Source organism: Allomesorhizobium camelthorni (assembly GCF_011045125.1).
Taxonomy (GTDB): domain Bacteria; phylum Pseudomonadota; class Alphaproteobacteria; order Rhizobiales; family Rhizobiaceae; genus Allomesorhizobium; species Allomesorhizobium camelthorni.
Window position 1 is genome coordinate 139,256 of the sequence record NZ_JAAKZF010000001.1, and the last position, 24,268, is coordinate 163,523.

Genomic DNA, 24,268 nt, shown 5'->3' on the forward strand with positions numbered 1-24,268 from the left:
GGCGTTTGGGCAGTTTTGTCGCAGCCCGGTTGAGACCGTACAAGGTGGCCGCGGATTCAGGGCATGAAGCCGAAGGCAAAGCCCAGCGGCAGCAATGCAAGCACAAGGTCGATCAGCACGAAAACCCAGTTGTAGAGCGTATTTCCGCGGTCGGACAGGATCGAGACCAGCCGGCCGAACGCGGTGAACAGCCAGGAGAAGCCGAGCGCCATATAAAGCAGCGGCTGCGCCAGGAGGATGCAGCACAGGCCGAGACCCAGATAAAAGCCCGACATGGTGGCCCGCGCCGCCGCCACCGCCTCCGGGTGCGCCTCGGTCGTCTGCAGCCGCAGCGCCTTGAACGACAGGCGCGGCGCGAAGAAGAACATCAGGCCGAGCAGCACCGTGACGGCCGCCGAAGACCAGGCCAGCCACTCGCCCTGTGTAACCGGCCACGGAAACGCGAATTCCATGTCGTCCCCTCCAGAATCGCTCGAACCGCTGCCATACTATCGATCGGCGGCGACTTCGCCAGATGGGCGGACGTCAGGAGAATCGTGATGGCCCAAAAGATTCCGGAGAGGCTGAGCTGGGCGGTCGAGCAACTGAAGATCGCCGGCGAAGAGCGGCTGCTGGAAATCGGCTGCGGCCGGGGCGTGGCCGTTTCCCTCATCTGTCCCCTGCTGACCTCCGGGACAATCACCACGATCGACCGATCGGAGATCGCCATTAACGCCGCCCGCCATAGAAATGCAACTCACTTGGCTGCCGGCAAGGTCTCGTTCAGCCATACCGGACAGGCCCGCCGCAATCTTTCGACAATATCTTCGCCGTCAACGTCAATCTGTTCTGGCTCGGCGCCATGCGTGGCCTCGATGTCGTACGAAAGCTGCTCGCACTGGACGGAACGCTCTTCCTGTTCTACGAACCGCCATCGTTGGCGGGGTGCGAGCCCACCATCATCACGAAGCATGGCAAGCCGGCTGCCATGGTCGTGCCGATCGACAAGGCGCGGAAACTCTATCCCGACCGCGACGACGCGTTTGTCGACTTCCTCCTCACATATCCGGGCGGCATCGAGTTGGAGCAAAATCAATCGAAATTGCGGGACTATGGTTTTTGACCGGGTATCTGCTCGTGACGGTCCTGACTACCAATAGCCGGCATTTTGAGGTTCTTGAGGTCGCGAATCTGAACCCGTTTGCCGCAGGACGCGAAGCTTAGCTTCTGGCCTACAAAAAGCTCTGCGGGTCGATATCCACCTGAACCCGCACCGAGCCGCGCAGCTTTGGGCCGCCGGCCAGCATGGCGCGCAGGAAGCCCTGCATGTCGGAGCGGCGGTCGCCCTGCACCAGAAGCCGGAAGCGGTGGCGTCCGCCGATCAGCGCCAGCGGCGCTTCGGCCGGTCCGAGCACATGGATATCGCTTGCCGCGGGTGCTGCCCGCCTCAATTGCCTCGCATGCGCTTCCGCCTCGGCCCGCGTCGCGGCGCTGACGATGATGCCGGCCAGCCGCCCGAAAGGCGGCAGCCCGGCCTTTTCGCGCTCGGCGATCTCCCGCTCGTAGAAAGCCTCGGAATCGCCCGACACGATCGCCCGCATCACCGGATGGTCCGGCTGGAACGTCTGTAGCAGCCCAAGACTCTTCTTGCCTGTACGCCCCGCCCGACCGGTGACCTGGCTCAGCAGTTGAAAGGTCCGCTCGGCGGCGCGCGGATCGCCATTGGCGAGGCCGAGATCGGCGTCGACCACCCCGACCAGCGTCATGTTGGGAAAATTGTGTCCCTTGGCCACCAGTTGGGTGCCGATGACGATGTCGGCCTCGCCCTTGGCGATCGCTTCCAGTTCGAGCCGGAGCCTCTTCACCCCGCCCATGATGTCGGATGAGAGCACGATCGTGCGAGCATCGGGGAAATGCCCGACCACCTCTTCGGCGATCCGCTCCACCCCCGGCCCGCAGGCAACCAGATGATCGAGCGCGCCGCATTCCGGACAGGCTTCCGGCCTCTTTTCGTTGTGGCCGCAATGGTGGCAGACGAGTTGTCCGCGAAAGCGGTGCTCGACCAGCCAGGCCGAGCAGTCCGGGCACTGGAAGCGGTGGCCGCACACCCGGCAGAGTGTCAGCGGCGCATAGCCGCGCCGGTTGAGGAACAGCAGCGACTGCTCGCCTCGGCCGAGCGTCTCGCGCACATGGCCGACTAGAACCGGGGACAAAAAGCCGCCTCGGGCCGGCGGCGCGCGGCGCATGTCGATCGCCTTTATGTCGGGGAGTGCTGCCTCGGCAAAGCGCGCCGGCAGCGCGACGCGCGCGTAGCGGCTCTGGCTCGCATTGACCCGGCTTTCCACAGAGGGCGTGGCCGAGGCCAGCACCACAGGAAAATCGCCGATATGCGCCCGCACCACCGCCATGTCGCGGGCATTGTAGAAGACGCGGTCTTCCTGCTTGTAGGCAGGGTCGTGCTCCTCGTCGACGACGATAAGCCCGAGATCCCTGAACGGCAGGAACAGCGCCGAGCGCGCGCCCGCAACCACCCTGACGCCGCCTTCCGCCACCTGCCGCCAGACTTTTTCGCGCATGCGCGGCGCAAGGTCGGAGTGCCACTCGGCGGGCTTTGCGCCGAACCTGTCCTGGAAGCGCTCGAGAAAAGCCTGCGTCAGTGCGATTTCCGGCAGCAGGATCAGCACCTGCTTGCCCTTATCCATCGCCGCCGCCACTGCCTCGAAATAGACTTCGGTTTTGCCTGAGCCGGTCACACCGTCAATCAGCGTCACACTAAATGCGCCTTTCGCGCCGGATTCGCGCAAGGCCGCCGCCGCCTTCTCCTGGTCGCCGGTCAAGGCGGCCGCCGCAAAGCCCGGGTCGGGCGCGGCAACGACCGGCCGCGGCGGGATCATCGCCGTCTCGAAGACGCCCTGCGCCTTCAGCCCGTCAATGACGGTGGAGGAAACGCCGGCTGCGTGCGCGAGCCCGGAGCGGGTCCAGGCCAGCCCGTCGGAAGCCATTTCCAGCACACGTGCGCGGGCGGCGGTCATCCGGTCGGGCTCGGCTTCGGTCCTTATCAACCCTTCGATCCACGGCTCCGGGTCGAACGCCTCAGGAGCGCGCAGGATCATCCGCGCCACCATTCCCGGCGGCGAAAGCGTGTAGGCGGCGATCCAGTCGACGAAGCGGCGCATCTCCTTGCCGATCGGCGGACAGTCGAACGCCTGCACGATCGGCCTGAGCTTTTTCGCGTCAACCGTCTCGCACGCCGAATCCCAGACGATGCCGGCCACCTGGCGCGGTCCGAGCGGCACGCGCACGATCGATCCCGGCTCGACATGCATCCCCACGGGCACCGCATAAGTGTAGGGCCGCTCGGCCGGCATCGGCACGAGAACGGGTACGGCAAGCAGCGGCGGCGAATCTTGTTTCATGAGGCGTGACCTTGCCCGGACTTTCGGCTAGAGCAAAGTCCAACCCGCCAGCCGCCTTCGCGGCGCATTCCATTTTGCCAGGGAGACTGCCATGAAATTTTTCGTCGACACCGCCGACGTGAAGGAAATCCGCGAGCTCAACGATCTGGGGCTGCTCGACGGCGTCACCACCAATCCGTCGCTGATCCTGAAATCCGGCGGCAACATCGCCGAGGTCACCAGGGAGATTTGCGGTATCGTCGAAGGTCCGGTCTCGGCGGAGGTGGTCGCCACCGAATACAAGGAGATGATGCGCGAAGCCGATGTGCTGTCGAAGATCGCCGACAATATCTGCATCAAGGTGCCGCTGACGCTGGACGGCCTGAAGGCCTGCAAGTCGATCCGTTCAACCGGCCGTCTGGTCAACGTCACGCTCTGCTTTTCCGCGAACCAGGCCCTGCTTGCGGCCAAGGCCGACGCCACCTTCATCTCGCCCTTCGTCGGACGGATCGACGACACAGGTTCGGATGGAATGGAACTGATCGCCGAGATCAAGCAGATCTACGACAATTACAATTTCCCGACCGAGATCCTGACGGCCTCCATCCGCACGGTGAATCACGTCAAGCAGGCCGCCCTCATTGGTGCGCATGTCGTCACCGCGCCACCGGCCACCCTGCGCGCGCTGGTCAAGCACCCGCTCACCGACAAGGGCCTGGAAGCATTTCTCGCCGACTGGGCCAAGACCGGTCAGAGGATCGGCTAACCGGCGGGCAGCTACAGCCGCGAAAGATCCTGGCCGATCGCTAGCTTCAGCAGTTCGGCCAGTTCGCGTGCGGCGCGGTTTTCCGCGTCGCGCTGGGCTCTGAGCGCGGCGAATTCCTGCCGCGGCCGGTCGTAGGACGAGGAAATCCGGCGCGTGCCCCGCGCTACCACCTCGCCGGTGCCGACTTTCGTCAGTCTGTAGGACGACGTCATCACGATCGTCCCGGCCGACGGCCGGTCCTCACCCGTGGTCGTAGGCGCCAGCAATACACGGCTGTCCACCTCGGTTACGCCGAGGTCTAGCGAATATTGCGCGTTGGCCGGCTGCCCTGCCCCGCCGTTCAGCATGAAGATCAGGTGATTGCGCACTTCCTGGGCATAGCGCGTCTGAACCGGCTTGATGTCGATCGCCGGATACGCAGCCGCGGTGGTCGTCCCCGCTCCTCCCGGCGCCACTGCGTTCGAATAAAGCGGCCGCACCGTACATGCCGACGCGATGGCCATCGCCGCGATGCAGACGGATAGAACCACGCCGCGTAGGAGACCGGCCGGGGCTTTGCGTTCAGGCGACGACATTGACGATCCTCTGCGGCACGACGATCACTTTTCGCGGGCTTTTCCCCTCGAGCGCCTTCTGCACGAAATCGAGTGCGAGCGCTGCCTTTTCGACGGCACCTTGATCTGCGTCGCGGGCGATTGTCAAATCGCCGCGCTTCTTGCCGTTGACCTGCACCGGATAGGTGATTTCGCTGTCGACGACGAGCGCCGGATCGAACTCCGGCCAGCGGCGATTCGCCACGAACCCCTCGCCGCCGAGTGCGGCCCAGCACTCCTCGGCCAGATGCGGCATCATCGGCGCGATCATTACCGTCAGCATGTCGACGGCCTCGCGGGCGGCCGCGCGCAGCGCCGGCTCAGCCTTGCCCGAAGCGATCACTGCGAACGGCGCCTGCATCGCGTTCACCAGTTCGTAGATTCTCGCCACCGCCTTGTTGAAGGAGAGCTTGCCGATATCTTCCCCGACCGCCTTCAGCGCCTTGTGGGCTGCCTTCGACAAGACGCCCGCCTCGCCCTCGCTGGCTGCCTGCGGCGCCTCGTCCGAAAGCTCGGCCGACGTCTCCGAAATCAGCCGCCAGACGCGCTGCACGAAGCGATGTGCGCCTTCCACGCCGGCTTCCGTCCAGATCACGTCGCGTTCCGGCGGCGAATCCGACAGCATGAACCAGCGCGCCGTGTCGGCGCCGTAGCTGGCGATGATATCGTCGGGATCGACGACATTCTTCTTCGACTTCGACATCTTCTCTATCGAGCCGATCTCGATCTCTTCGCCCGTCGCAAGCAGCGTTGCTCGTCGTTTCCCGTCGCTCTCCTCGACCTTGACCTCGGCCGGCTGCACCCAGCCCTTCGGGCCCTTGTAGGTCTCGTGCACCACCATCCCTTGCGTGAACATGCCCTCGAACGGCTCCTTCACCTCGTTCAGATGGCCGGTAATCCGCATCGCCCGGGCGAAGAAGCGCGAGTAGAGCAGGTGCAGGATCGCGTGCTCGATGCCGCCGATATACTGGTTCACCGGCAGCCAGCCTTGCGGGCCGTCGGCATATTTCGGCGTCGTCGGGCTCTGTTCGTTCCACGGATCGGTGAAGCGAACGAAATACCAGGACGAATCGACGAAGGTGTCCATTGTGTCGGTGTCGCGCCGCGCCGGCTTGCCGCAGTTCGGGCAGTCGACGTGCTTCCACGTCGGATGATGGTCGAGCGGGTTGCCCGGCTTGTCGAAGCTGACTTCGGTCGGCAGCAGCACCGGCAAATCCTTGTCCGGCGTCGGCAGCGAGCCGCAATCGTCGCAATGGATGACCGGGATCGGGCAGCCCCAATAGCGCTGCCGCGAGATCAGCCAGTCGCGCAGGCGAAACTGCACCTTGCGCTCGCCTTGCGGGCGGTTGCCGACGGTCACGCCGGAGAGCCGCATGGCGACCTTGTCGAAAGCCTGTTTCGGAGTCATGCCGTCGAGGAAGCGCGAATTGATCATCACGCCGTCGTCGACATAGGCTTCGTCGATGATCTGGAAGGTTTTCGCGTCCGCATCTTCCGGCATCACGACCGGGACGACCGGCAGGCCGTATTTGTTGGCGAAGTCGAGGTCGCGCTGGTCGCCAGACGGGCAGCCGAAGATGGCGCCGGTGCCGTAATCCATCAGCACGAAATTCGCGACATAGACCGGCAGCGTCCAGCTTTCGTCGAACGGATGGATGACGCGGATGCCGGTGTCGAAACCCTTCTTTTCCGCAGTTTCGATCTCTGCGGCCGACGTGCCCATCCGGTGCACTTCGTCGATAAACCCGGCGAGCGCCGGATCGTTTTCGGCGGCCTTGCGGGCCAGCGGATGGTCGGCTGCGACGGCCATGAAGGAGGCGCCGAAGATCGTGTCGGGACGCGTCGTGTAGACCTCGAGCTCGGTCTCGCCTTCGGGCGAGGTTTCCTTCGCCAGCTTCCAGCGGATCAGCATGCCTTCCGAGCGGCCGATCCAGTTCGACTGCATGACACGGACTTTTTCCGGCCATTTGTCGAGCGTGTCGAGGCTGTCGAGCAGTTCCTGCGACATAGACGTGATCTTGAAGAACCATTGCGTCAGGTCGCGCTGCTCGACCAGGGCGCCGGAGCGCCAGCCGCGGCCGTCGATCACCTGCTCGTTGGCGAGCACGGTCATGTCTTCCGGATCCCAGTTGACCTTGGCCGACTTGCGCTCGACCAGTCCGGCGCGCCAGAAATCCAGGAACATCTTCTGCTGATGGCGGTAATAGCTCGGATCGCAGGTGGCGATCTCGCGGGCCCAGTCGAGCGACAGGCCCATCGTCTTCAACTGGCCCTTCATCGTTTCGATGTTGGCATAGGTCCAGTCGCGCGGATTGACCTTGTTGTCGCGCGCGGCGTTCTCGGCCGGCAAGCCGAAAGCGTCCCAGCCCATCGGATGCAGCACGTTGTAGTCCATGGCGCGACGCCAGCGCGCAACCACATCGCCCATCGCATAGTTGCGGACATGGCCCATATGGATGCGCCCGGACGGATACGGGAACATTTCGAGCACGTAGTATTTCGGGCGCGGATCGTCGTTCTGCGTCTCGAACAGCTTTTCGTCATCCCAGGCCTTTTGCCATTTGGGTTCGGACGCGCGCGGATTGTATCGTTCGGTTGCCATGACCGGTTTTTCACTTAAAAGACGTGCGGATTGACGGACGGGCGGACCTTCACCACGGTTTGCCGAACCCGTCAACACCATGGCCCGCTGCGGCGGCGCACGACAACCGGGATATATGGACATGACGGATGCGGTCGAACAGCTTGCCGCGGTGAGGACGAAAATCGCCGCCGCCGAACGGCAGGCCGGTCGCGAGCCGGGTTCGGTCACCCTGGTTGCGGTGTCGAAAACCTTCGACGCGACAGCAATCCGCCCCGTGCTCGTGGCCGGCCAGCGGGTGTTCGGCGAGAACCGGGTGCAGGAAGCGCAAGGCAAGTGGCCGGCGCTGAAGGCCGAATTCCCCGATGTCGAGCTTCACCTCATCGGCCCGCTCCAGTCGAACAAGGCCAAGGAGGCCGTGGCGCTGTTCGATGTCATCGAGACGATCGATCGCGAGAAGATCGCGGCAGCACTTGCCGCCGAAATCCGCAAGCAGGGCAGGTCGCCGCGGCTCTATGTCCAGGTCAACACCGGCTCGGAGCCGCAGAAGGCGGGCATCGAGCCGCGCCAGGCAGTCGCCTTCGTCAAGCGCTGCCGCGATGTCCACGGCCTTGCCATCGAAGGGCTGATGTGCCTCCCGCCGATCGAGGAAAATCCCGGCCCGCATTTCGCGCTCCTTGAAAAACTCGCTCGCGAGGCCGACCTAGAAAGGCTTTCCATGGGCATGTCCGGCGACTATGAACTCGCCATTGCCTTCGGCGCCACGAGTGTGCGGGTAGGATCGGCGATTTTCGGAAGCCGCTAATCGTCTGTCGTGCTTCGCGGTCGCGATCGTTTTCCAGTTAGGTTTGCAGGTAATGGACGTCAGAGATTACAGGCCGGATATTGACGGCCTCAGGGCAATTGCCGTGCTCAGCGTGGTCCTGTTCCATTTCGGCTGGAGCCAATTTTCCGGCGGCTTCATCGGCGTCGATGTCTTCTTCGTCATCAGCGGATACCTGATCACCAGGCTGATCACCGGCGAAGTCGCCTCCACCGGCGCCTTCCATTTTCGGCGTTTCTACGTGAGGCGAATGCGCCGGCTCTTTCCGGCCTTGGCCGTCGTGCTCCTGCTCAGCGCAATCGCCGCCGCATTCATCTTCTCGCCGGAGCACCTCAAGCGGTTCAGCCGCGAGCTGATGACGGCGGCGCTGTCGGTGTCGAACATCTTCTTCTTCACCGTCAGCGGTTATTTCGATATCGCAAAGAAATTTCAGGCGCTGCTCCACACCTGGTCGCTCGGCGTCGAAGAGCAGTTCTATCTCGTCTGGCCGGTTCTCATTGTATGGGCGATGCGGTCCGGGCGCCGGATCCTGCCGGTGGCCCTCATGGCAGCGGCTATTGCGAGCCTTTATTACGCGCAGACGCTCGACGACCGGTCGGCCGCCTTTTTTCTCACGCCGTTCCGCATCTTCGAATTCGCCATCGGCGCCGGCCTCGTCTGGATGGTGAAAGTCCAGCCTGCGAACAAACTCCTGCTGGAGCCGATCCTGCTCTGCGGACTTGGCGCGATCGGGTACGCGGTCTTCGCCTATTCGTCGAAAACGCATCTCCCAGGGCTGCTGACGCTGACGCCGACGGTCGGTGCTGCGCTCGCGATCTACGCCGGCCGCGCCCGCTATACCGGCCTGCTCCTGCGGAATCCCTTGTCGGTCTGGGTCGGCAAGATCAGCTACTCGCTCTATCTGGTTCACTGGCCCCTGGTTATTTTTTACGCGTACATCACCGGCGAGCCGTTTACCGCCAACGAGCGGGTTGGCCTTCTTGCCGTCTCGATCGCGCTTGCCGCCATGATCCACTACGGCGTCGAACAGCCGCTGCGGCGGCCGCGGGCCCAGGCCGAAGGCGGCAATGTCGGCTTCATGAAAGGTCTCGTGGCTGCCACGTTGCTGTTCCTGGTTTTTGGAGTGAGCGTCATTCTGGGCCAGGGATGGGCCTGGAGACTGTCGCCAGATGCGGCCAAACTGCTGGCCAGCACCACCCGCGAAATTGAAATGCAAGGCGAGTGCCAATACGAGACCGCGCGATTGAACGAAGCCTTCCAACGGACATTCGACGGCTGCGTTGCCGAGGCCGGAAAGGCTGTGCTCATCATCGGCGATAGCCATGCCAGCGATCTGTTCAACGCAATTGCTCACAACGGCGCCCGGCGCCACGTCGTCGGCGTGGCGGATGGTGGCTGCCGGCCGATCGGACCTGAGGCCTGCCGCTACGCCGAATTCGGCGCCTTCATCGCCGCCAACAGGGACAACATCGCCGGCGTAGTGTTTGTTCAGATGGGGGGCTATTTTCTGACCGACTTGAGACATCTGCCGGTCGATACCGACGGAATCGACGAGACCATCGATTATCTGGCCAGGTTCGCGCAGCCCGGCATCCCCTTGCTCTGGGTGGGGCCGCAATGGGAGCCGTATTACGAGGTCGACCAGTTCGTCGCGACGATGCCGGCGGTCGAGCGGCCGGATTACCTGCGCAACAGTTCCGTCCACATCGCCGACGTCGATGCGGCCATCGACGCAGTCGTCAGGCGCCGCGAATCACCGGTCGACTACGTGTCGCGGACCGCGATCCTCGGCCCGCTTACCGCCGGCCAGTTCGTCGTTGACGGCGAATACACCTATTCCGACACGGACCACTGGTCCGCCAAGGGCGAGGAGGTGTTCGGAAGACGCCTTCTTGCCGGCAGCGCCGAGCTGCGCGAGCTGTTCGGACTGCGCGAAGACCGGCAGACCGCGCCGGGCGCATAACGCGTCGGCCTAGGTCCACCGCCGCTCCTCAGTGCAGCACGAACTCCCCGTCCACCTTGCGCCATTCGTTCGGCGCGATCAGCTTCTGGTGTGTATAGGTCACTGAGTGCAGCGGACCATCGAGTTTTGTCCGCCAGAAATCGATGAACTTCACCAGCACCGGAAACTTCGGCGCGATGTCGTATTCCTGCCAGATGAAGGTCTGCAGCAGATGCGGGTGGTCGGGCAGATGGTAGAGGAACTGTGCGGTGGTCAGCCCGTACCCATTCAGCATCAATTCCATTTCCGAAATGTCGCGCATGCGTTCTTCGAGCCTTTCAGACAATCCTCCACCGCCAGAGTGTGCGGCGCGATGGTTAACCGTCTATTGACAACGCAATCTAGCCGAATCGGGTTTCATTCGCAAAATCAAATGCTTGGCAGCATCTGTCGGTGAGTGCTGACAGTGCAACGGCGGCTCTCGTCCTGTGCGGGTGCGGCACGCCGCCACGCAAATCCAAGGTCTAATATTGTGGCGGGCGGCCAAATGATAATAAATGCCCGCGAATCCGCCCTTGCAGCGGAAATTCCGGCGGTGTCGAAGCCGGCTTCAATTCGGGAGGGAGACAGAGAATGTCCGATGTGAAAATCCACCGCGTCAAGCCGGAGTGGAAGAAGAACGCGCTCATCGACAACGAGACCTACCTGAAATGGTATGCGGAGAGCGTCAAGAACCCGGACAAATTCTGGGGCAAGCACGGCAAGCGCATCGACTGGTTCAAGCCCTACACCAAGGTGAAAAATACGTCTTTCACCGGAAAGGTGTCGATCAAATGGTTCGAGGACGGGCTGACCAACGTCTCGTACAATTGCATCGACCGGCACCTTAAGAAGCGCGGCAACCAGACCGCGATCATCTGGGAGGGCGACAATCCATATGATGACAGGAAGGTCACCTACAACGAGCTGCACGAGTACGTCTGCCGCCTCGCCAACGTGCTGAAGAAGCACGGCGTCAAGAAAGGCGATCGCGTCACCATCTACATGCCGATGATTCCCGAGGCCGCTTATGCGATGCTCGCCTGCACCCGCATCGGCGCGATTCATTCGGTCGTTTTCGGGGGCTTTTCCCCGGATTCACTCGCCGGCCGCATCGTCGATTGCAAATCGACTTTCGTCATCACCGCCGACGAGGGGCTGCGCGGCGGCAAGCCCATCCCGCTCAAGGACAACACCGACAAGGCGATCGAGATTGCCGCTAAAAGCAAGGTGAAGGTCGACAAAGTGCTGGTGGTGCGCCGCACTGGCAGCAAGACCGGCTGGGTGGAAGGCCGCGACGTCTGGTATCACGACGAGGTCGCGTCGGTGAAGCCGGACTGCAAGCCCGAGAAGATGAAGGCCGAGGATCCGCTGTTCATCCTCTACACCTCAGGCTCGACCGGCAAGCCCAAGGGCGTGCTGCACACCACCGGCGGCTATCTCGTCTATGTTTCGATGACGCACCAATATGTCTTCGACTACCGTGACGGCGACATCTACTGGTGCACTGCCGATGTCGGCTGGGTCACCGGCCATAGCTACATCGTCTATGGCCCGCTCGCCAACGGCGCCACCACGCTGATGTTCGAGGGCGTGCCCAACTATCCGTCGGCATCGCGCTTCTGGGAGGTCGTCGACAAGCACAAGGTCAACATCTTCTACACCGCTCCGACCGCCATCCGCGCGCTGATGGGCGCTGGCGACAGCCATGTGAAGAAGACTTCGCGCAAGTCGCTGCGGGTGCTTGGCACGGTTGGCGAGCCGATAAATCCGGAAGCCTGGGAATGGTATTTCAAAGTCGTCGGCGACAAGAAGGTGCCGATCGTCGACACCTGGTGGCAGACCGAGACCGGCGGCATTCTGATCACGCCGCTGCCTGGCGCGAGCGATCTGAAAGCCGGCTCGGCGACGCGGCCTTTCTTCGGCGTGCAGCCTGAACTTGTCGACAATGAGGGCAAGGTTCTGGAAGGCACTGCCAGCGGCAACCTTTGCATCACCGATTCCTGGCCCGGCATGATGCGAACGGTCTATGGCGATCACGACCGTTTCGTGAAGACCTATTTCTCGACCTACAAGGGCAAATATTTCACCGGCGACGGCTGCCGGCGCGACCAGGACGGCTACTACTGGATCACCGGCCGCGTCGACGATGTGATCAACGTCTCGGGCCATCGCATGGGCACAGCCGAAGTGGAATCGGCGCTCGTCAGCCATGACAAGGTTTCGGAGGCAGCCGTCGTCGGCTACCCGCACGACATCAAGGGCCAGGGCATCTATTGCTACGTCACGTTGATGGCCGGCGAGCAATGGTCGGACGACCTCCGCAAGGACCTTGTCGCCCATGTCCGCAAGGAGATCGGCGCCATCGCCTCACCCGACAAGATCCAGTTCGCGCCCGGCCTGCCGAAAACCCGCTCGGGCAAGATCATGCGGCGTATCCTGCGCAAGATAGCCGAGGATGATTTTGGCGCACTCGGCGACACCTCGACGCTTGCCGACCCGCACGTCGTCGACGACCTCATCGCCAACCGCCAGAACAAGAGGGCCGAGGCGAAAGCATAGGAATCTATCTATACAAGTCGGCCCGGGTCGGCGGCAGCCCGCTCGCGCCGCGCGCCCGCCTCGTCGCCACGGCCTGGTAGATCAGCACCGAGCCGCCGTCGAAGCCGAGCGAGCAGCCGGTGAGATAGAGAAGCCACAGCCTGGCCTTCGTCTCGCCGACCTCCGCGATGGCCTCGTCGAAGCGGGCGTGCAACCGTTCCGCCCACAACCGGCAGGTGCGGGCATAATGCTCGCGCAAATTCTCGACGTCGTGAACCTCGAAGCCATAGGCCTCCAGGTTTTCCACCGTCATGCCGATATGGTCGACCTCGCCGCCCGGAAAGATGTACTTGATCAGCGCCTTATAGCTCGGAGCCTTGCGCCTCCAGGCCTTCCTGTCCCGCTTCATGCGCCGTGTGATCGCATGGTGCAGATAGATGCCGCCGGGTTTGAGCAGCCGGCGGACCGCCAGGAAATAGGCCTCGTGATTGGCGAGGCCGAGATGCTCGAACATGCCGATCGACGATATCTTGTCGAATTTTCCGGTCAGTTCGGAACAAGGCTTCACCTCGATGGTGATCCGGTCCTCCAGCCCTTCGGCGCGGATTCGCTCGCGGGCGAGCGCGGTCTGCGCTTCCGACAGCGAGACGCCGTGGCCGATAGCCCCATAGTGCTTGGCGGCGTGGATCAGCATGGCGCCCCAGCCGCAGCCTATGTCGAGCAGCGTCTCGCCGGGTTTCAGCCGCAGCTTGCGGCAGATATAGTCGAGCTTGTCGGCCTGCGCCTGGTCGATGCCGTTGGCGAAATCCTTGAAGTAGCCGCAACTGTAGACCATGCGCTCGTCGAGGAAGAGCCGGTAGAAAGCGTTCGAGATGTCGTAATGGTGGGTGATCGCCTCCTTGTTGGAGCCGCTGACGAAGGGGTTACGCCCGGCAAGCCGGTCGAGCGCCGCATCGCGACCGCTCGAAAGCATGAGCGCCGGCAGATCGCGCAACAATTGCAGTTTTGGAAGCTGGCGCAGCTTCGCCTTCAGTTTCCCCTGCGGGCGGCGCTCGACGATGTCGAACAGCGACCCGTTCTCGACATCGATGGCCTTGGAAATCCAGAGTGCGATCAGCGTATCAAAGACCGGACGCCGTAAGACGCGGCCGACCATGCCGCTGTCGTTGATCGCCACCACCGGCCCGTCGGCAGGCCCTATGCGCTCGCCGTTCCACAGCCGCACCGCAAAATCCGGCTTCACCTCGCTGATTACGGTCCGGATGATCCGGGCTGCCCTGTCTGCGCTGTCCATCCTCTCCATGCCGCCGGATGGGGATTCCGGCGTCCCCTTGGCAGGGACATGATGGCCGCTGCGGCCCGCCGCCACAACGGCTTTGTTGCATCCGGGGCACGCTTCCGGCGAATTTTGCACCCACACTTGCCATTTCCAAGTGAACACCCCATCCTTGGCGTGTGTTCAACAAATCGAAAGGAGGTGATCCGATGTCGAGTGATTTCGTTTTCCAGAACGTGGCCTCAGCGGATTGTCCTTTCGGGAAGCAGCCTTCCCGTTAACGGCGCAAGATGCGCGGCTGGTGGTCCCTTGAGGACCACGGCCAGGGGGCCGCGCCACGGACGGAAACACGGAAGGCCGCCTGCTTCGAAAGAAGCGGCGGCCTTTTCCTTTTGTTGTGCCTATTTGGTCAGCGCCAGCCGCTCGATGTTGCGCGCGATCTCCTGGAAGGCTTTGTCGAGTTCGGCTCCGGTTGAAGTCTGGTAATAGTGCTTGACGCTGCCGGTATCGGGGGTGGCGCAATCCTTCATCACGTCTTTCGCGTAGCTGTTTTCGAGCTTGAAACCCACGCTGAAGATTTCAATGTTCTGCGCGCGCATGGCCGCGCAGAGTTTCTTCGCGGCGGTTCGGGTGGGCTCCTTGCCCGCGTCGTTATAGACCTCAGACGATTTGTTTGCGTCGAAGTAGGACAGGTTGAATTCGCCGTCGGTCATCAGGATCGCGTATTTGGCAACCTTTTTGGGGTCGAACTTCACCGGTCGCGCGCTTTCCTCGAGAACGCCCGACCATCGTTCCGAAAGCATATACCAGGCCCACTGGATGCCGATATGGCCAGCGGTGCCGCCCTCGGCCACGAAGCTGTCTATCGTGGTTTTAAGCGCGTCGGCGTTGGCTGTCAGCGGAGCCAGAGCGGCAACCGGGCAGGCGCGGGTTTTTCTATCTTCGGAAAAATCGGTCAGAAGCAAATCGCGGTTGACCATCGCGACATCCGGACCGGCATCCGTATACTGCTCGTTTCCTTTGCGTTCGGTTGCGCAATTGTCCGGACGAGACCCGCCGGAAGCGGCAATCGGGGCTTCCGAACCAGGCGCCTGCTTGCGATCGGAAGCGTCACGCTCGACAAAGACGCTGGTGCTGGCCAGGCTGCCGGCGTTCACCGAATTGGCGTAAGGCACGATCGCCACGCGGACGCGCGGCTTCTTCGGATCCTGACCGGCAAGGAACGCGTCGACTGCGTTCTTCGCCGCCGTTTTCAGATCCTTGATCTTCTGGCCCGCCATCGACCCGGTAACGTCCAGCATCATCGCCACCTCGATCGTCTTGTCGGAATAGACGGCGGCCGAACTGATCGAACCGCGGGGATCCTTGGCCGAGAAGATCGGGAACGCCAGGTTCACATTGGCGTAAGCCGTCGCTTCGATGGTCTTCGCCGTACGGTCGATCACCAGGCTGTCCAGCACGAACCGGTCCGTCGTGGCGAATTTGGGATCGCTGTTGGCGTGAAGGAACGCCTCGACCATCTTGCGTGCTTCCTCCTCTTCGATAGCGCCCGTCGTCAGGTCGCGCGCTGTCGAGGTCACGGCCGAATCGAGCGCGTTGCGCAGGCTGGATTTGAGCTGATAGGACTGCGCGACGTTGACGCCATAGCCCACCGACAGCATCAGCATCGAGGCGATCACCCCGGTCAGCACGGCGAAATTGCCGCTTCGGTCGCTGGCCAGATCGCCGGCAAGCTGTATCGTCTTCTCGAAAATCCGCATCGTTCCTGCCTCCGCCATGCGGGCAAAAGCCCGCCTGACCGAGGCAGTGCAGGAATCCGGCCGGATATTCGCGGGAATCGAGCTTGGCTCGACTGCAAAGCGTAGGCCTTTGTTTTAAAAGCGCTTTCCTGATCTTGGTGGTAAACCGCAGGTTAACGTCCAAGTCGGGTTTTAAGTCCTGGCACCACCTTGCCAGACGGAAGCGGAAGCGCGACGGAAGACCTGTGCCACAGCGGGACGGCGTCCCTGTGCCATACCGGTTCAGCCGCACCAGCTCCGACGCTTGCCGCCCCGATATGGACGAACGATATCGCGTGCGAGCATCATTTCGGAAACTGCGGAGCCGTCCGGCGTCGCGACATCGGCCAGCACGCGGCCGTAATATTTCGCCCCGCCAATGTTGGAGATGGACACAGCGCCAGCCCCCAGCAGTTCGGCCAGGACGGCGCGTGCGTGCAGGGCGGCGAGGCGCTCGCGCTCGCAGCGGCTCTTCATCTCCGGCGCGTCGATGCCGCGCACACGGATGTTGACGCGCACCGAGTGCCCTGGCCAGACATGGGCCTCGGCAAGGAACGTGTCGCCGTCGATGATTTCGATCACGGTGGCTTCGACCGGACCCTTGAAGCGTTTGGCCGCTTCGGCCGATACAGCGGGCGAGAGGAAGAATGCAGCCGCCAGCATGGCCTGCAAAACCCGTGTCAGAGATGGGAATGGCGTCGGCGAATCCATGACAAGGCATTTATTCCTATTTTCGGGAACAATGCAATGCCTGGCGGAGGATCAGGCGATCGTATGCGCGCCGACTGTACGGTCGACGCCATGATAAGGCGGCTTGGCCGGGTGGCTTTCCTGCTCGTACGTCCAGACCTTGAAGGTGGTCAGGCTGTGCGGTCCGAAACTGTGCAGCAGCGGCACGTCGGTCGCGTCGCGGCCGCGCGCCACAACGACGCGACCGATGCGCGGCATGTTGTGCCGGGGGTCGAACGCGTACCATTTGCCGTCGAGGAACGCCTCGAACCAGGCGTTGAAATCCATCGGCGCCGGGTCCGGCGGCACGCCGATGTCGCCCAGATAGCCGTTCACATACCGGGCGGGAATATTCACGCAGCGGCATAGCGTGATCGCCAGATGCGCGAAATCGCGGCAGACGCCGACACGTTCTTCATGCGCCTGGGCGGCCGTACGCGTGCACCGTGCATAGCCGTAGCCGAAGGAAAGCCGGTTGTGCACATAGTCGACGATCGCCTGCACCCTCGCCCAACCCCTCGGCGTCTGGCCGAACAGGTTCCAAGCCAGATTGCCCAGATGGTCCGTCTCGCAATAGCGGCTGCCAAGCAGGTAGCCGATCACGTCATCAGGGAGTTCCTCGATGGGTGTCTCGCCGGCCAGCGTGTTGGTCTCGTCGGGCTCGCCGCTGTCCTCGATCACGGCATCGTAGAGAATACGAAAGCCGCCCGCCGGCGCCAGGAAGCGACGGCAGATGTTGCCATAGCGATCCTCGTAGATATGGCTCGGCGTCGACGGCAAGGTCAGCACGCGGGTCTGCCGCTTGATATCCTTCTGCCGGTCTTTGTGGATCTCCAATACCGAGATGACTGGCGTCGGCTGCGGGCATTCGATCGCGATTTCGTAGCCGAGCCTGATGAGCATCTGTGTAACCCCGCGGAGAGAAGAAAGGCATTCGGCGCTCAACGCGTTGTGCCATTTCTTGTTCCGCAAAAGCCGCCGACCGGTACGGTCAAAGAAGCGCCTGCTGGTGGGTCGATGCAGCCTCAAAAATCGCTGGTCAGGCCCTTTATTTCCCAGTCGCCATAGCGTCCCGGCTCATTGCCTCCGCGCCCGCCTATCTCCTTGGGCAGCGACGCCTCGCGATCGCGATATGCCTTGCGCCGCGCTTCCGCCTCCTTGAGCGCGCGTTTCGCCGCCGGGCTCACCCGCTTGGCGACCTTGGGGGCTTCGTCAGCGTTGACTGGTCTGGTATCGGACATCGGCGCTCCTGGAAGACGATTGAAACCGGGCGGCTGGTTCACCATCATATAGTCGGGCCGAAGCTGCGGTTCGAGCCTTTCCTGTGCAGCCGGCCATCATGGAGTCGACGATGAACATGATACGCACCGCAATGCTGCTGGCCTTCATGACCGCGCTCTTCATGGGCGTCGGCTATCTGATCGGCGGCGGCGGCGGCATGATGATCGCCTTCCTCATCGCTGCGGGCATGAACCTGTTCAGCTACTGGAACGCCGACAAGATGGTGCTCCGAATGCACCACGCGGTCGAGGTCGACGAGCGCAACGCGCCGGAATATTTCGGCATCGTCCGCGACCTTGCCGCCAGCGCCGGCCTGCCCATGCCGAAGGTCTACCTGATCGACAATCCGCAGCCCAACGCCTTCGCCACCGGCCGAAATCCGCAAAATGCAGCAGTGGCGGCCACGACCGGCCTGCTGCAGCGCCTTTCCTATGAGGAGGTCGCGGCCGTCATGGCGCACGAACTCGCCCATGTGCAGAACCGCGACACTCTCACCATGACTATCACCGCGACGCTCGCCGGCGCGATTTCCATGCTCGGCAATTTCGCCTTCTTCTTCGGCGGCAATCGCGACAACAACAACCCGCTCGGCATCATCGGCATTCTCGTGGCAATGATCGTCGCGCCCCTGGCTGCCGCCCTGGTACAGATGGCGATCAGCCGCACGCGCGAATATTCCGCCGACCGCCGCGGCGCCGAAATCTGCGGCAATCCGCTCTGGCTCGCATCCGCCCTTGACAAGATCGCCCGCAACGCCGAACGGATCCACAATCCGGATGCCGAGCGCAATCCAGCCACGGCGCATCTTTTCATCATCAATCCCCTTTCCGGCGAGCGCATGGACAATCTTTTCTCGACCCACCCCAACACCGAGAACCGCATCGCCGCGCTCGAAGCGATGTCGCAAGCGGGAGCCGGCCGTCAGACTCGCCACGAGCAGCAGCCTTGGGGCGCGCCAGCGGCGGAACGCCCGGCCGAGCCGAAAGCTGAAGCTCCGAAAGCCAATCCGTGGGGCCGCAACCCGACCGGGCCTAAGGGCCCTTGGTCGTGACGGCCGAGAAAGGCCTGCACCGCAGCCGCAGATCGCCCGAAAGCACCGCATCAGCACGCGGCGCCGATGTCGCCGGCCTCGCCGCCCGCAAGGCCGCCGCGAAGCTCCTCGCAGCCGTCGTCGACGCCAAGACCTCGGCCGATGGCCTGACCGACCACGAGCACGGCCATCCGCAATACCGGGCGCTCGACATGCGCGACCGGGCGCTGGTGCGGGCGATCCTCGTCACCGCGCTGCGCTTCCGCCGCACCATCGACAATCTGATTTCGGCCCGGCTGGAAAAGCCGCTGCCGGCCAACGCCACGGCTCTCTCGCACCTGTTGCATGCGGCCGCCGCCCAAATCCTCTTCCTCGACATTCCCGACAGCGCCGCCGTCGACCTCGCCGTCACCCACGCCAAATCCGACACGCGTACCGCGCGTTTTTCCGGCCTGGTCAACGGCGTGCTGCGCTCGCTGGCGCGCGGCAAGGCCGAGGAACTGCCGGCCATGTTGGCCGACACGCAGGACGCGCCGGAATGGTTCCGCAGCCGGCTCGTCTCTACCTATGGCGCCGACACAGCGAACGAGATCCTCGCCACCCACCGTGTCGAGGCGCCGGTCGACTTCACAGTCAAAACCGATGCCGAACGCTGGGCCGGCGAACTAGGCGGCATCATCCTGCCGACCGGCTCGGTGCGCGTTGCCCGGCTTGCCGCGTCGGTCGCCGAGTTGCCTGGCTTTGCCGAAGGCGCATGGTGGGTGCAGGACGCGGCAGCCGCCCTGCCGGCTCGCCTGTTCGGCGATATCGCCGGGCTGCGCGTCGCCGACCTCTGCGCCGCGCCCGGCGGCAAGACCGCGCAATTGGCGAAGGCGGGTGCGCATGTCACCGCCATCGACAGTTCGAAAAACCGCCTCGCCCGGCTCGAGTCCAACCTTCAGCGCCTCGGTCTGGCAGCGACGACCATCCAGGCCGACATTTTTCAGTTCGAGCCGGAACAGTTTTTCGACGCCGTGCTGCTCGACGCACCCTGCTCCTCGACCGGCACGGTGCGCCGCCATCCGGACGTGCTATGGACCAAATCGCCGGCCGATGTCGAAAAGCTCGCGGACCTCCAGCGCCGCATGCTCGAACGGGCGACCGGCTTCATGAAGCCCGGCGGCCGCATCGTCTTCTCCAATTGCTCGCTCGATCCACTCGAGGGCGAAGCGCTCGTCGCCGCATTCCTCGAAGCGCAGCCCGGCGTCGCTGCCGATCCAATTCTGCCCGGCGAGTTTCCCGCTCTCGACCAGTTTTTGACTCCTGATGGCGCGCTGCGCACCACTCCCGCCGACATGGCGCTCGGCGACCCCGCTATTTCGGGGATGGACGGCTTCTTCGCCGCGCGCCTGCGCCGGGTCGGCTAGAGGATCAGGGCGAGAAAATTCAGATGATCGGCGCGTACTCCACATCGATGGCGCGCCGGTCCGGTTGAGGAGATCACAGCGGCCGAATTTGTAGGCAACTTCGCAAGATTGCAGCGGGAAACGCTGCCGGATGGCGTCTCGCCAGGGCTGTGCGCCTGATCTGGAATTCCAAAGGGATTGACTATTCGGCTCGGCAATCGCTCTCTGGCACGTCAATTCGCGACTGGTACGCCTGAATTTTCCAATACCGACTTCGGCGCAATCCAGACCTCGACCTCGTGGTCGCGGCCGCGGACATGGATGGCGCCGTGCTCGACCATGCCGGAGAGCGCGTCTTCGTCGCCGGCGCGCTTCACGGCCTCGACGAGATCGGCGCCGACGCAGACTTCGGCGTCGAGTTCGCGGCACATGGTCTGCAGCCGGCTCGCCACATTGCAGGTGTCGCCGACCACCGCGAAGGACAGGTTGCGCTCGCTGCCGATGGCGCCGAGCACGACCGGGCCGTACTGGCAGCCGATGCGGACATCGACCGGCGCGCTGCCTCTGGCGCGGCGCTCGCCGTTCCACTCTTCCACGGCCGCCGCCATTGCGCGGGCGCAGCGCAGTGCGCGCGTCGCGTCGTCCTTGGCGGAAGCCGGGATGCCGAAAGTCGCCATGATGCAATCGCCGATATAGTTGTCGACCGTGCCGCCATGGTCGAAAACCACCTGCTCCATGCGGCGGTGGAAGGTGCGCAGCAATTCGAACACCTGCTCGGCCGGGTGATCCTCCGAATAGGCCGTGAAGCCGACAATGTCGGCGAAAAGCACCGCGACGTCCTGGCGGCGGACGGGGCCAAACGGTTCGTCGTTCGACGCCAGTTCGTCGACGACGTTGGGCGAGAAGTGGCGGGCGAGATTGGAGCGCGCGCGCTCGGCCGTCGTGTAGTCGTCCGCCATCTTTCGCGAGCGCGAAACCACTGTGGCGATAATGCCGGTGATGATCAGGATCACCACCACATGGGTGAGTTGATCGATCAGATCGACGAAATTCGGATTGAAGTAGAGCCTCACATGCTCGTCGAACCGCATGTTCTCGGCCTGTATCAGCGCGACTATCGTACCCGGACGCGTAATGACCCAGACGACAGCCGTGGTCCAGCAGATCGCAGCCGCGATGCCGAGCCACGCTGCAAGCCGCGGGGAAAGCGTCAGCGCGCCGAGACAGACAAAGATCAGCAGATACTGGAAACCTGCCTCGCGCAGGCTCATGGCCGGCGGCATGATGATCTCCGCAAACGGATTCGGTCCGACCAGCAGAAGCGTCAGCAGAATCATGTCGAGCGTGCCGAAGACCGCGCCCACCCACACCGGACTGTAACCTTTCTTCACGAGCCGGTAGTGGGCGAGTCCGATCAGGAAGAAGACGAAGACGGCCGAGAACATGAAGCCGGACGCCGGATCCCATTTGCTGAAGACGGTGAAGAAGATCTCGACCGCCAGCAAGGCTGCGGTGCGCGCCCAGAATTGCAGGCGCGCGCCTTCACGCTCAGCTTTCGCCATGAGCGAACCCAGCCTCAGGCGGCGTCTCTGTTCCAAATTGAGCGGCGTCGTCGTGGCCACGAAGTGCTCGGGAAGCGGCTGGATTTGCATGCGGAATTCCGGTGTTGAGTGCGAGGCCAACCGCGAACGGGTCAGCGAATCTCGCGCAAAATATAATCATACAGCAATTGCGCAGAGGCCGAGAGCGCACGGTTGCGGGTTCGGATCATGCTGTAGGGCTGGACATTGATCTCGAAGGGGATGGGCAGGATCTCGATGGCGCCGTTCAAGCCTTCATCGTTCCTGATGAATTTCGCCACTTCGAGCGCGATCGGCGCGATGGCGTCGGATTGCGCGATCATGACGAGGGTAAGCAGCACCGAGCTCGTGTTCAGCACGCGGTCGGGCAGCGCGACATTGTGAGTCATGAAGATGCTTTCCATGGTCCGGCGAAGCAGCGAGCCGCTCGGCTGGAACACCCATTCATATTCGGTCATCTGTTCAAGGCGCACGCTTGCCGCTCCCGCCAGCGGATGGCCGCGCCGCACCATCAGACAGGCTTTCTCGATTCCAATCACGCGGCTTTCGAACAGGCGCGGGTTCAAATCGTCGGGAATGCGCGAGATGATGAAGTCATGGCGCGAGGCGAGCAACTCACGCGCCAATATATTGCTGGTCTCGATCTGAACATTGATCTCGATGCGGGGATAGAGCGCGCGGATCTTACGGATCGCCGGCACCGCAAGCTCGATCGCAGGCGCGGTGACCGCGCCGAGGAACACCGAACCGCCCTTGCCGGATTTCAGGTCGGAGATCTCGCGATCGACCTCGCGCATTTCGAGCAGCACCGCGCGGGCCCGCCGCGCCAGCGCATTGCCGTAGGGGGTGAGCCTGACGCCGCGCGGCAGCCGTTCGCAAAGCGGCACGGCGAGTATGTCCTCCATCTCCGCGATCATGCGCGAGGCGGCGGGCTGCGAGATGTTGAGCACATGGGCTGCGGCGCTGATCTGGCCATGTTCGTCGAGCGCCAGGATCATGCGCATATGCTGGAGCTTCAGTCCGCTTCGCAGCAGCCGGTCGCCCCCTTCGGATATCGCGCCGGCATCCCGCGCGGCCATGAGCGATCCGACCGCGTCGTTCGCCATTCCACCTCTCCTTCGTCTGGCATATCAAAAGCAGCATATCATTGCGCATACAACGCATTTGACAGTTATACCGATCGAATCCAACGTGGCCAGGTCGCGGGCACGCCCGGTGACGGCGCTCTGCCGCGCATCGAGGGAGGTGCACCGGCCCGCGAACGACAATGGGAGGACTGCCAAATTTATCCGTATGAGCCGGATCGCCTTGCGCGACCGGGAGACTTGCGCGCCGCCGGGATAGCCGGCCGCTACATCATCACAAGGGAGATTATAGTGAAAATTATCAAGACGTTGGTTGGCGCGTTGGCGCTTGCAGCCATGACGTTTACCGCACAGGCCCAGGACAAGGGCACGGTCGGCATCGCGATGCCGACGAAATCGTCGCTGCGCTGGATCAGCGACGGCGACGCGCTCGTTGCCGCGCTGAAGGAGAAGGGCTACGGCACCGACCTGCAATACGCCGAAGACGACATCCCGAACCAGCTCGCGCAGATCGAGAACATGGTCACCAAGGACGTCAAGGCGCTGATCGTCGCCTCGATCGACGGCACCACGCTCTCGGCCGTCCTGCAGCAGGCCGCCGACAAGGGCGTCAAGGTCATCGCCTATGACCGCCTGATCCGCGACAGCGGCAATGTCGACTATTACACCACCTTCGACAACTTCAAGGTCGGCGTGCTCCAGGCCGAATCGCTGCTCAAGGGCCTCGGCTATCCCGAGAAGCAGGGACCGTTCAATGTCGAGCTGTTCGGCGGTTCGCCGGACGACAACAACGCCTTCTTCTTCTATGACGGCGCGATGTCGGTGCTCCAGCCGCTGATCGACAAGGGCGTTCTCGTCGTCAAGTCGGGCCAGATGGGCATGGAAAAGGTCGGCACGCTGCGCTGGGACGGCGCCGTCGCGCAGGCCCGCATGGATAACATCCTGTCCGCCAACTACTCCGACGGCAGCCGCGTCGACGGCGTTCTGGCGCCCTATGACGGCCTCTCCCGCGGCATCATCTCGTCGCTGCGCGGCGTCGGCTACGGCACAGCAGACCAGCCTTGGCCGGTCGTCACCGGACAGGACGCCGAAACTCCGTCGGTCAAGGGCATCATCGCCGGCGAGCAGTACTCGACCGTGTTCAAGGACACGCGCGAACTGGCCAAGGTAACGGCGAACCTGGTCGATGCCGTGCTTTCGGGTGGCACGCCGGAGATCAACGACACCAAGACCTACGACAATGGCGTGAAGGTGGTTCCGTCCTACCTCCTCGTTCCCGTGTCGGTCGACAAGTCGAACTACGAAGAGATCGTGGTCGGCTCCGGCTACATCAAGGCCGAAGAGCTCAAGTAGGCTGGCTTTTCCTGCTCCCCGTCCTGAGCTTGTCGAAGGAACGGGGAGAAGGTGGCCCGAAGGCCGGATGAGGGGCAGCACCTGCATTGCAAGGGTTCCGCCCCTCATCTGC

At 63.2% G+C, this 24,268-nt stretch carries 20 protein-coding genes; 8 read left to right on the top strand and 12 right to left on the bottom strand.

Annotation, left to right across the window (positions count from 1 at the left end):
• Positions 1 to 56 precede the first annotated feature (56 nt).
• On the bottom strand, positions 57 to 452 hold the full coding sequence (locus G6N73_RS00745; protein WP_165021791.1) for an AGROH133_08824 family phage infection protein: 396 nt from the start codon (positions 450 to 452) through the stop codon (positions 57 to 59).
• A gap of 389 nt (positions 453 to 841) precedes the next feature.
• Here G6N73_RS00745 and G6N73_RS00750 point away from each other — a divergent pair, with 389 nt between their 5' ends.
• Positions 842 to 1,102 carry a type II toxin-antitoxin system Phd/YefM family antitoxin gene (locus G6N73_RS00750; RefSeq protein WP_165021794.1) on the top strand — a complete coding sequence of 87 codons (261 nt, stop codon included), beginning with the start codon at positions 842 to 844 and terminating at the stop codon, positions 1,100 to 1,102.
• 109 nt (positions 1,103 to 1,211) lie between these two features.
• On the opposite strand, the gene G6N73_RS00755 is transcribed toward G6N73_RS00750, so the two are convergent.
• Positions 1,212 to 3,395, bottom strand: coding sequence for a primosomal protein N' (locus G6N73_RS00755; protein WP_165021797.1), 2,184 nt, complete (start codon positions 3,393 to 3,395; stop codon positions 1,212 to 1,214).
• 91 nt (positions 3,396 to 3,486) lie between these two features.
• On the opposite strand from G6N73_RS00755, the gene fsa reads away from it, so the two are divergent.
• Positions 3,487 to 4,140, top strand: coding sequence for a fructose-6-phosphate aldolase (fsa, locus tag G6N73_RS00760; protein ID WP_165021799.1), 654 nt, complete (start codon positions 3,487 to 3,489; stop codon positions 4,138 to 4,140).
• 11 nt (positions 4,141 to 4,151) lie between these two features.
• Here fsa and lptE read toward each other — a convergent pair whose 3' ends face one another.
• Together lptE and leuS are read right to left on the bottom strand one after the other, a co-directional pair.
• On the bottom strand, positions 4,152 to 4,715 hold the full coding sequence (gene lptE, locus G6N73_RS00765; RefSeq protein WP_165021801.1) for an LPS assembly lipoprotein LptE: 564 nt from the start codon (positions 4,713 to 4,715) through the stop codon (positions 4,152 to 4,154).
• On the bottom strand, positions 4,702 to 7,335 hold the full coding sequence (gene leuS, locus G6N73_RS00770; protein WP_165021803.1) for a leucine--tRNA ligase: 2,634 nt from the start codon (positions 7,333 to 7,335) through the stop codon (positions 4,702 to 4,704). Before leuS ends, lptE begins: the two co-directional genes overlap by 14 nt.
• A gap of 121 nt (positions 7,336 to 7,456) precedes the next feature.
• Here leuS and G6N73_RS00775 point away from each other — a divergent pair, with 121 nt between their 5' ends.
• Positions 7,457 to 8,119: a YggS family pyridoxal phosphate-dependent enzyme gene (locus G6N73_RS00775; protein ID WP_165021805.1), complete on the top strand. Its 663-nt coding sequence runs from the start codon at positions 7,457 to 7,459 to the stop codon at positions 8,117 to 8,119.
• A gap of 52 nt (positions 8,120 to 8,171) precedes the next feature.
• A complete protein-coding gene (locus tag G6N73_RS00780; RefSeq protein ID WP_165021807.1) occupies positions 8,172 to 10,100 on the top strand; it encodes an acyltransferase family protein in 1,929 nt (642 codons plus the stop codon).
• Positions 10,101 to 10,128: 28 nt separating this feature from the next.
• Here G6N73_RS00780 and G6N73_RS00785 read toward each other — a convergent pair whose 3' ends face one another.
• On the bottom strand, positions 10,129 to 10,401 hold the full coding sequence (locus G6N73_RS00785; RefSeq protein WP_165021809.1) for an usg protein: 273 nt from the start codon (positions 10,399 to 10,401) through the stop codon (positions 10,129 to 10,131).
• 311 nt (positions 10,402 to 10,712) lie between these two features.
• Between G6N73_RS00785 and acs the strand changes: the two genes are divergently transcribed.
• Positions 10,713 to 12,680 carry an acetate--CoA ligase gene (gene acs / locus G6N73_RS00790; RefSeq protein ID WP_165021811.1) on the top strand — a complete coding sequence of 656 codons (1,968 nt, stop codon included), beginning with the start codon at positions 10,713 to 10,715 and terminating at the stop codon, positions 12,678 to 12,680.
• Positions 12,681 to 12,684: 4 nt separating this feature from the next.
• Here the strand turns inward: acs and G6N73_RS00795 are convergent, their stop codons facing one another.
• From G6N73_RS00795 to G6N73_RS00815, 5 genes are all read right to left on the bottom strand, one after another.
• Positions 12,685 to 13,953 carry an SAM-dependent methyltransferase gene (locus G6N73_RS00795; protein WP_165021813.1) on the bottom strand — a complete coding sequence of 423 codons (1,269 nt, stop codon included), beginning with the start codon at positions 13,951 to 13,953 and terminating at the stop codon, positions 12,685 to 12,687.
• A 383-nt stretch (positions 13,954 to 14,336) separates the two neighbouring features.
• The gene (locus G6N73_RS00800) at positions 14,337 to 15,695 is read right to left on the bottom strand and encodes a TadE/TadG family type IV pilus assembly protein (RefSeq protein ID WP_165021816.1); all 1,359 of its coding nucleotides are present in this window, start codon (positions 15,693 to 15,695) and stop codon (positions 14,337 to 14,339) included.
• Positions 15,696 to 15,956: 261 nt separating this feature from the next.
• The gene (locus tag G6N73_RS00805) at positions 15,957 to 16,424 is read right to left on the bottom strand and encodes a thermonuclease family protein (RefSeq protein ID WP_165021819.1); all 468 of its coding nucleotides are present in this window, start codon (positions 16,422 to 16,424) and stop codon (positions 15,957 to 15,959) included.
• A gap of 51 nt (positions 16,425 to 16,475) precedes the next feature.
• Positions 16,476 to 17,345, bottom strand: a complete 870-nt coding sequence (locus G6N73_RS00810; protein WP_165021822.1) for a transglutaminase-like domain-containing protein — start codon at positions 17,343 to 17,345, stop codon at positions 16,476 to 16,478.
• Between the two features lie 122 nt (positions 17,346 to 17,467).
• Entirely contained in the window at positions 17,468 to 17,683 is a 216-nt protein-coding gene (locus G6N73_RS00815) for a DUF1674 domain-containing protein (protein WP_165021825.1), read from the bottom strand.
• A gap of 110 nt (positions 17,684 to 17,793) precedes the next feature.
• Here G6N73_RS00815 and htpX point away from each other — a divergent pair, with 110 nt between their 5' ends.
• Both htpX and G6N73_RS00825 read left to right on the top strand, forming a co-directional pair.
• Positions 17,794 to 18,774, top strand: a complete 981-nt coding sequence (gene htpX / locus G6N73_RS00820; protein ID WP_165021828.1) for a zinc metalloprotease HtpX — start codon at positions 17,794 to 17,796, stop codon at positions 18,772 to 18,774.
• A gap of 14 nt (positions 18,775 to 18,788) precedes the next feature.
• A complete protein-coding gene (locus G6N73_RS00825) occupies positions 18,789 to 20,159 on the top strand; it encodes an RsmB/NOP family class I SAM-dependent RNA methyltransferase (protein WP_246251568.1) in 1,371 nt (456 codons plus the stop codon).
• A 212-nt stretch (positions 20,160 to 20,371) separates the two neighbouring features.
• Here the strand turns inward: G6N73_RS00825 and G6N73_RS00830 are convergent, their stop codons facing one another.
• Complete coding sequence (locus G6N73_RS00830) at positions 20,372 to 21,790, bottom strand: adenylate/guanylate cyclase domain-containing protein (RefSeq protein ID WP_165021835.1); 1,419 nt, start codon at positions 21,788 to 21,790, stop codon at positions 20,372 to 20,374.
• A gap of 41 nt (positions 21,791 to 21,831) precedes the next feature.
• Positions 21,832 to 22,797, bottom strand: a complete 966-nt coding sequence (locus G6N73_RS00835) for a LysR substrate-binding domain-containing protein (RefSeq protein WP_165022753.1) — start codon at positions 22,795 to 22,797, stop codon at positions 21,832 to 21,834.
• Between the two features lie 297 nt (positions 22,798 to 23,094).
• Here G6N73_RS00835 and chvE point away from each other — a divergent pair, with 297 nt between their 5' ends.
• The gene (gene chvE, locus G6N73_RS00840; RefSeq protein WP_165021838.1) at positions 23,095 to 24,156 is read left to right on the top strand and encodes a multiple monosaccharide ABC transporter substrate-binding protein; all 1,062 of its coding nucleotides are present in this window, start codon (positions 23,095 to 23,097) and stop codon (positions 24,154 to 24,156) included.
• The last annotated feature ends 112 nt before the right edge of the window (positions 24,157 to 24,268 follow it).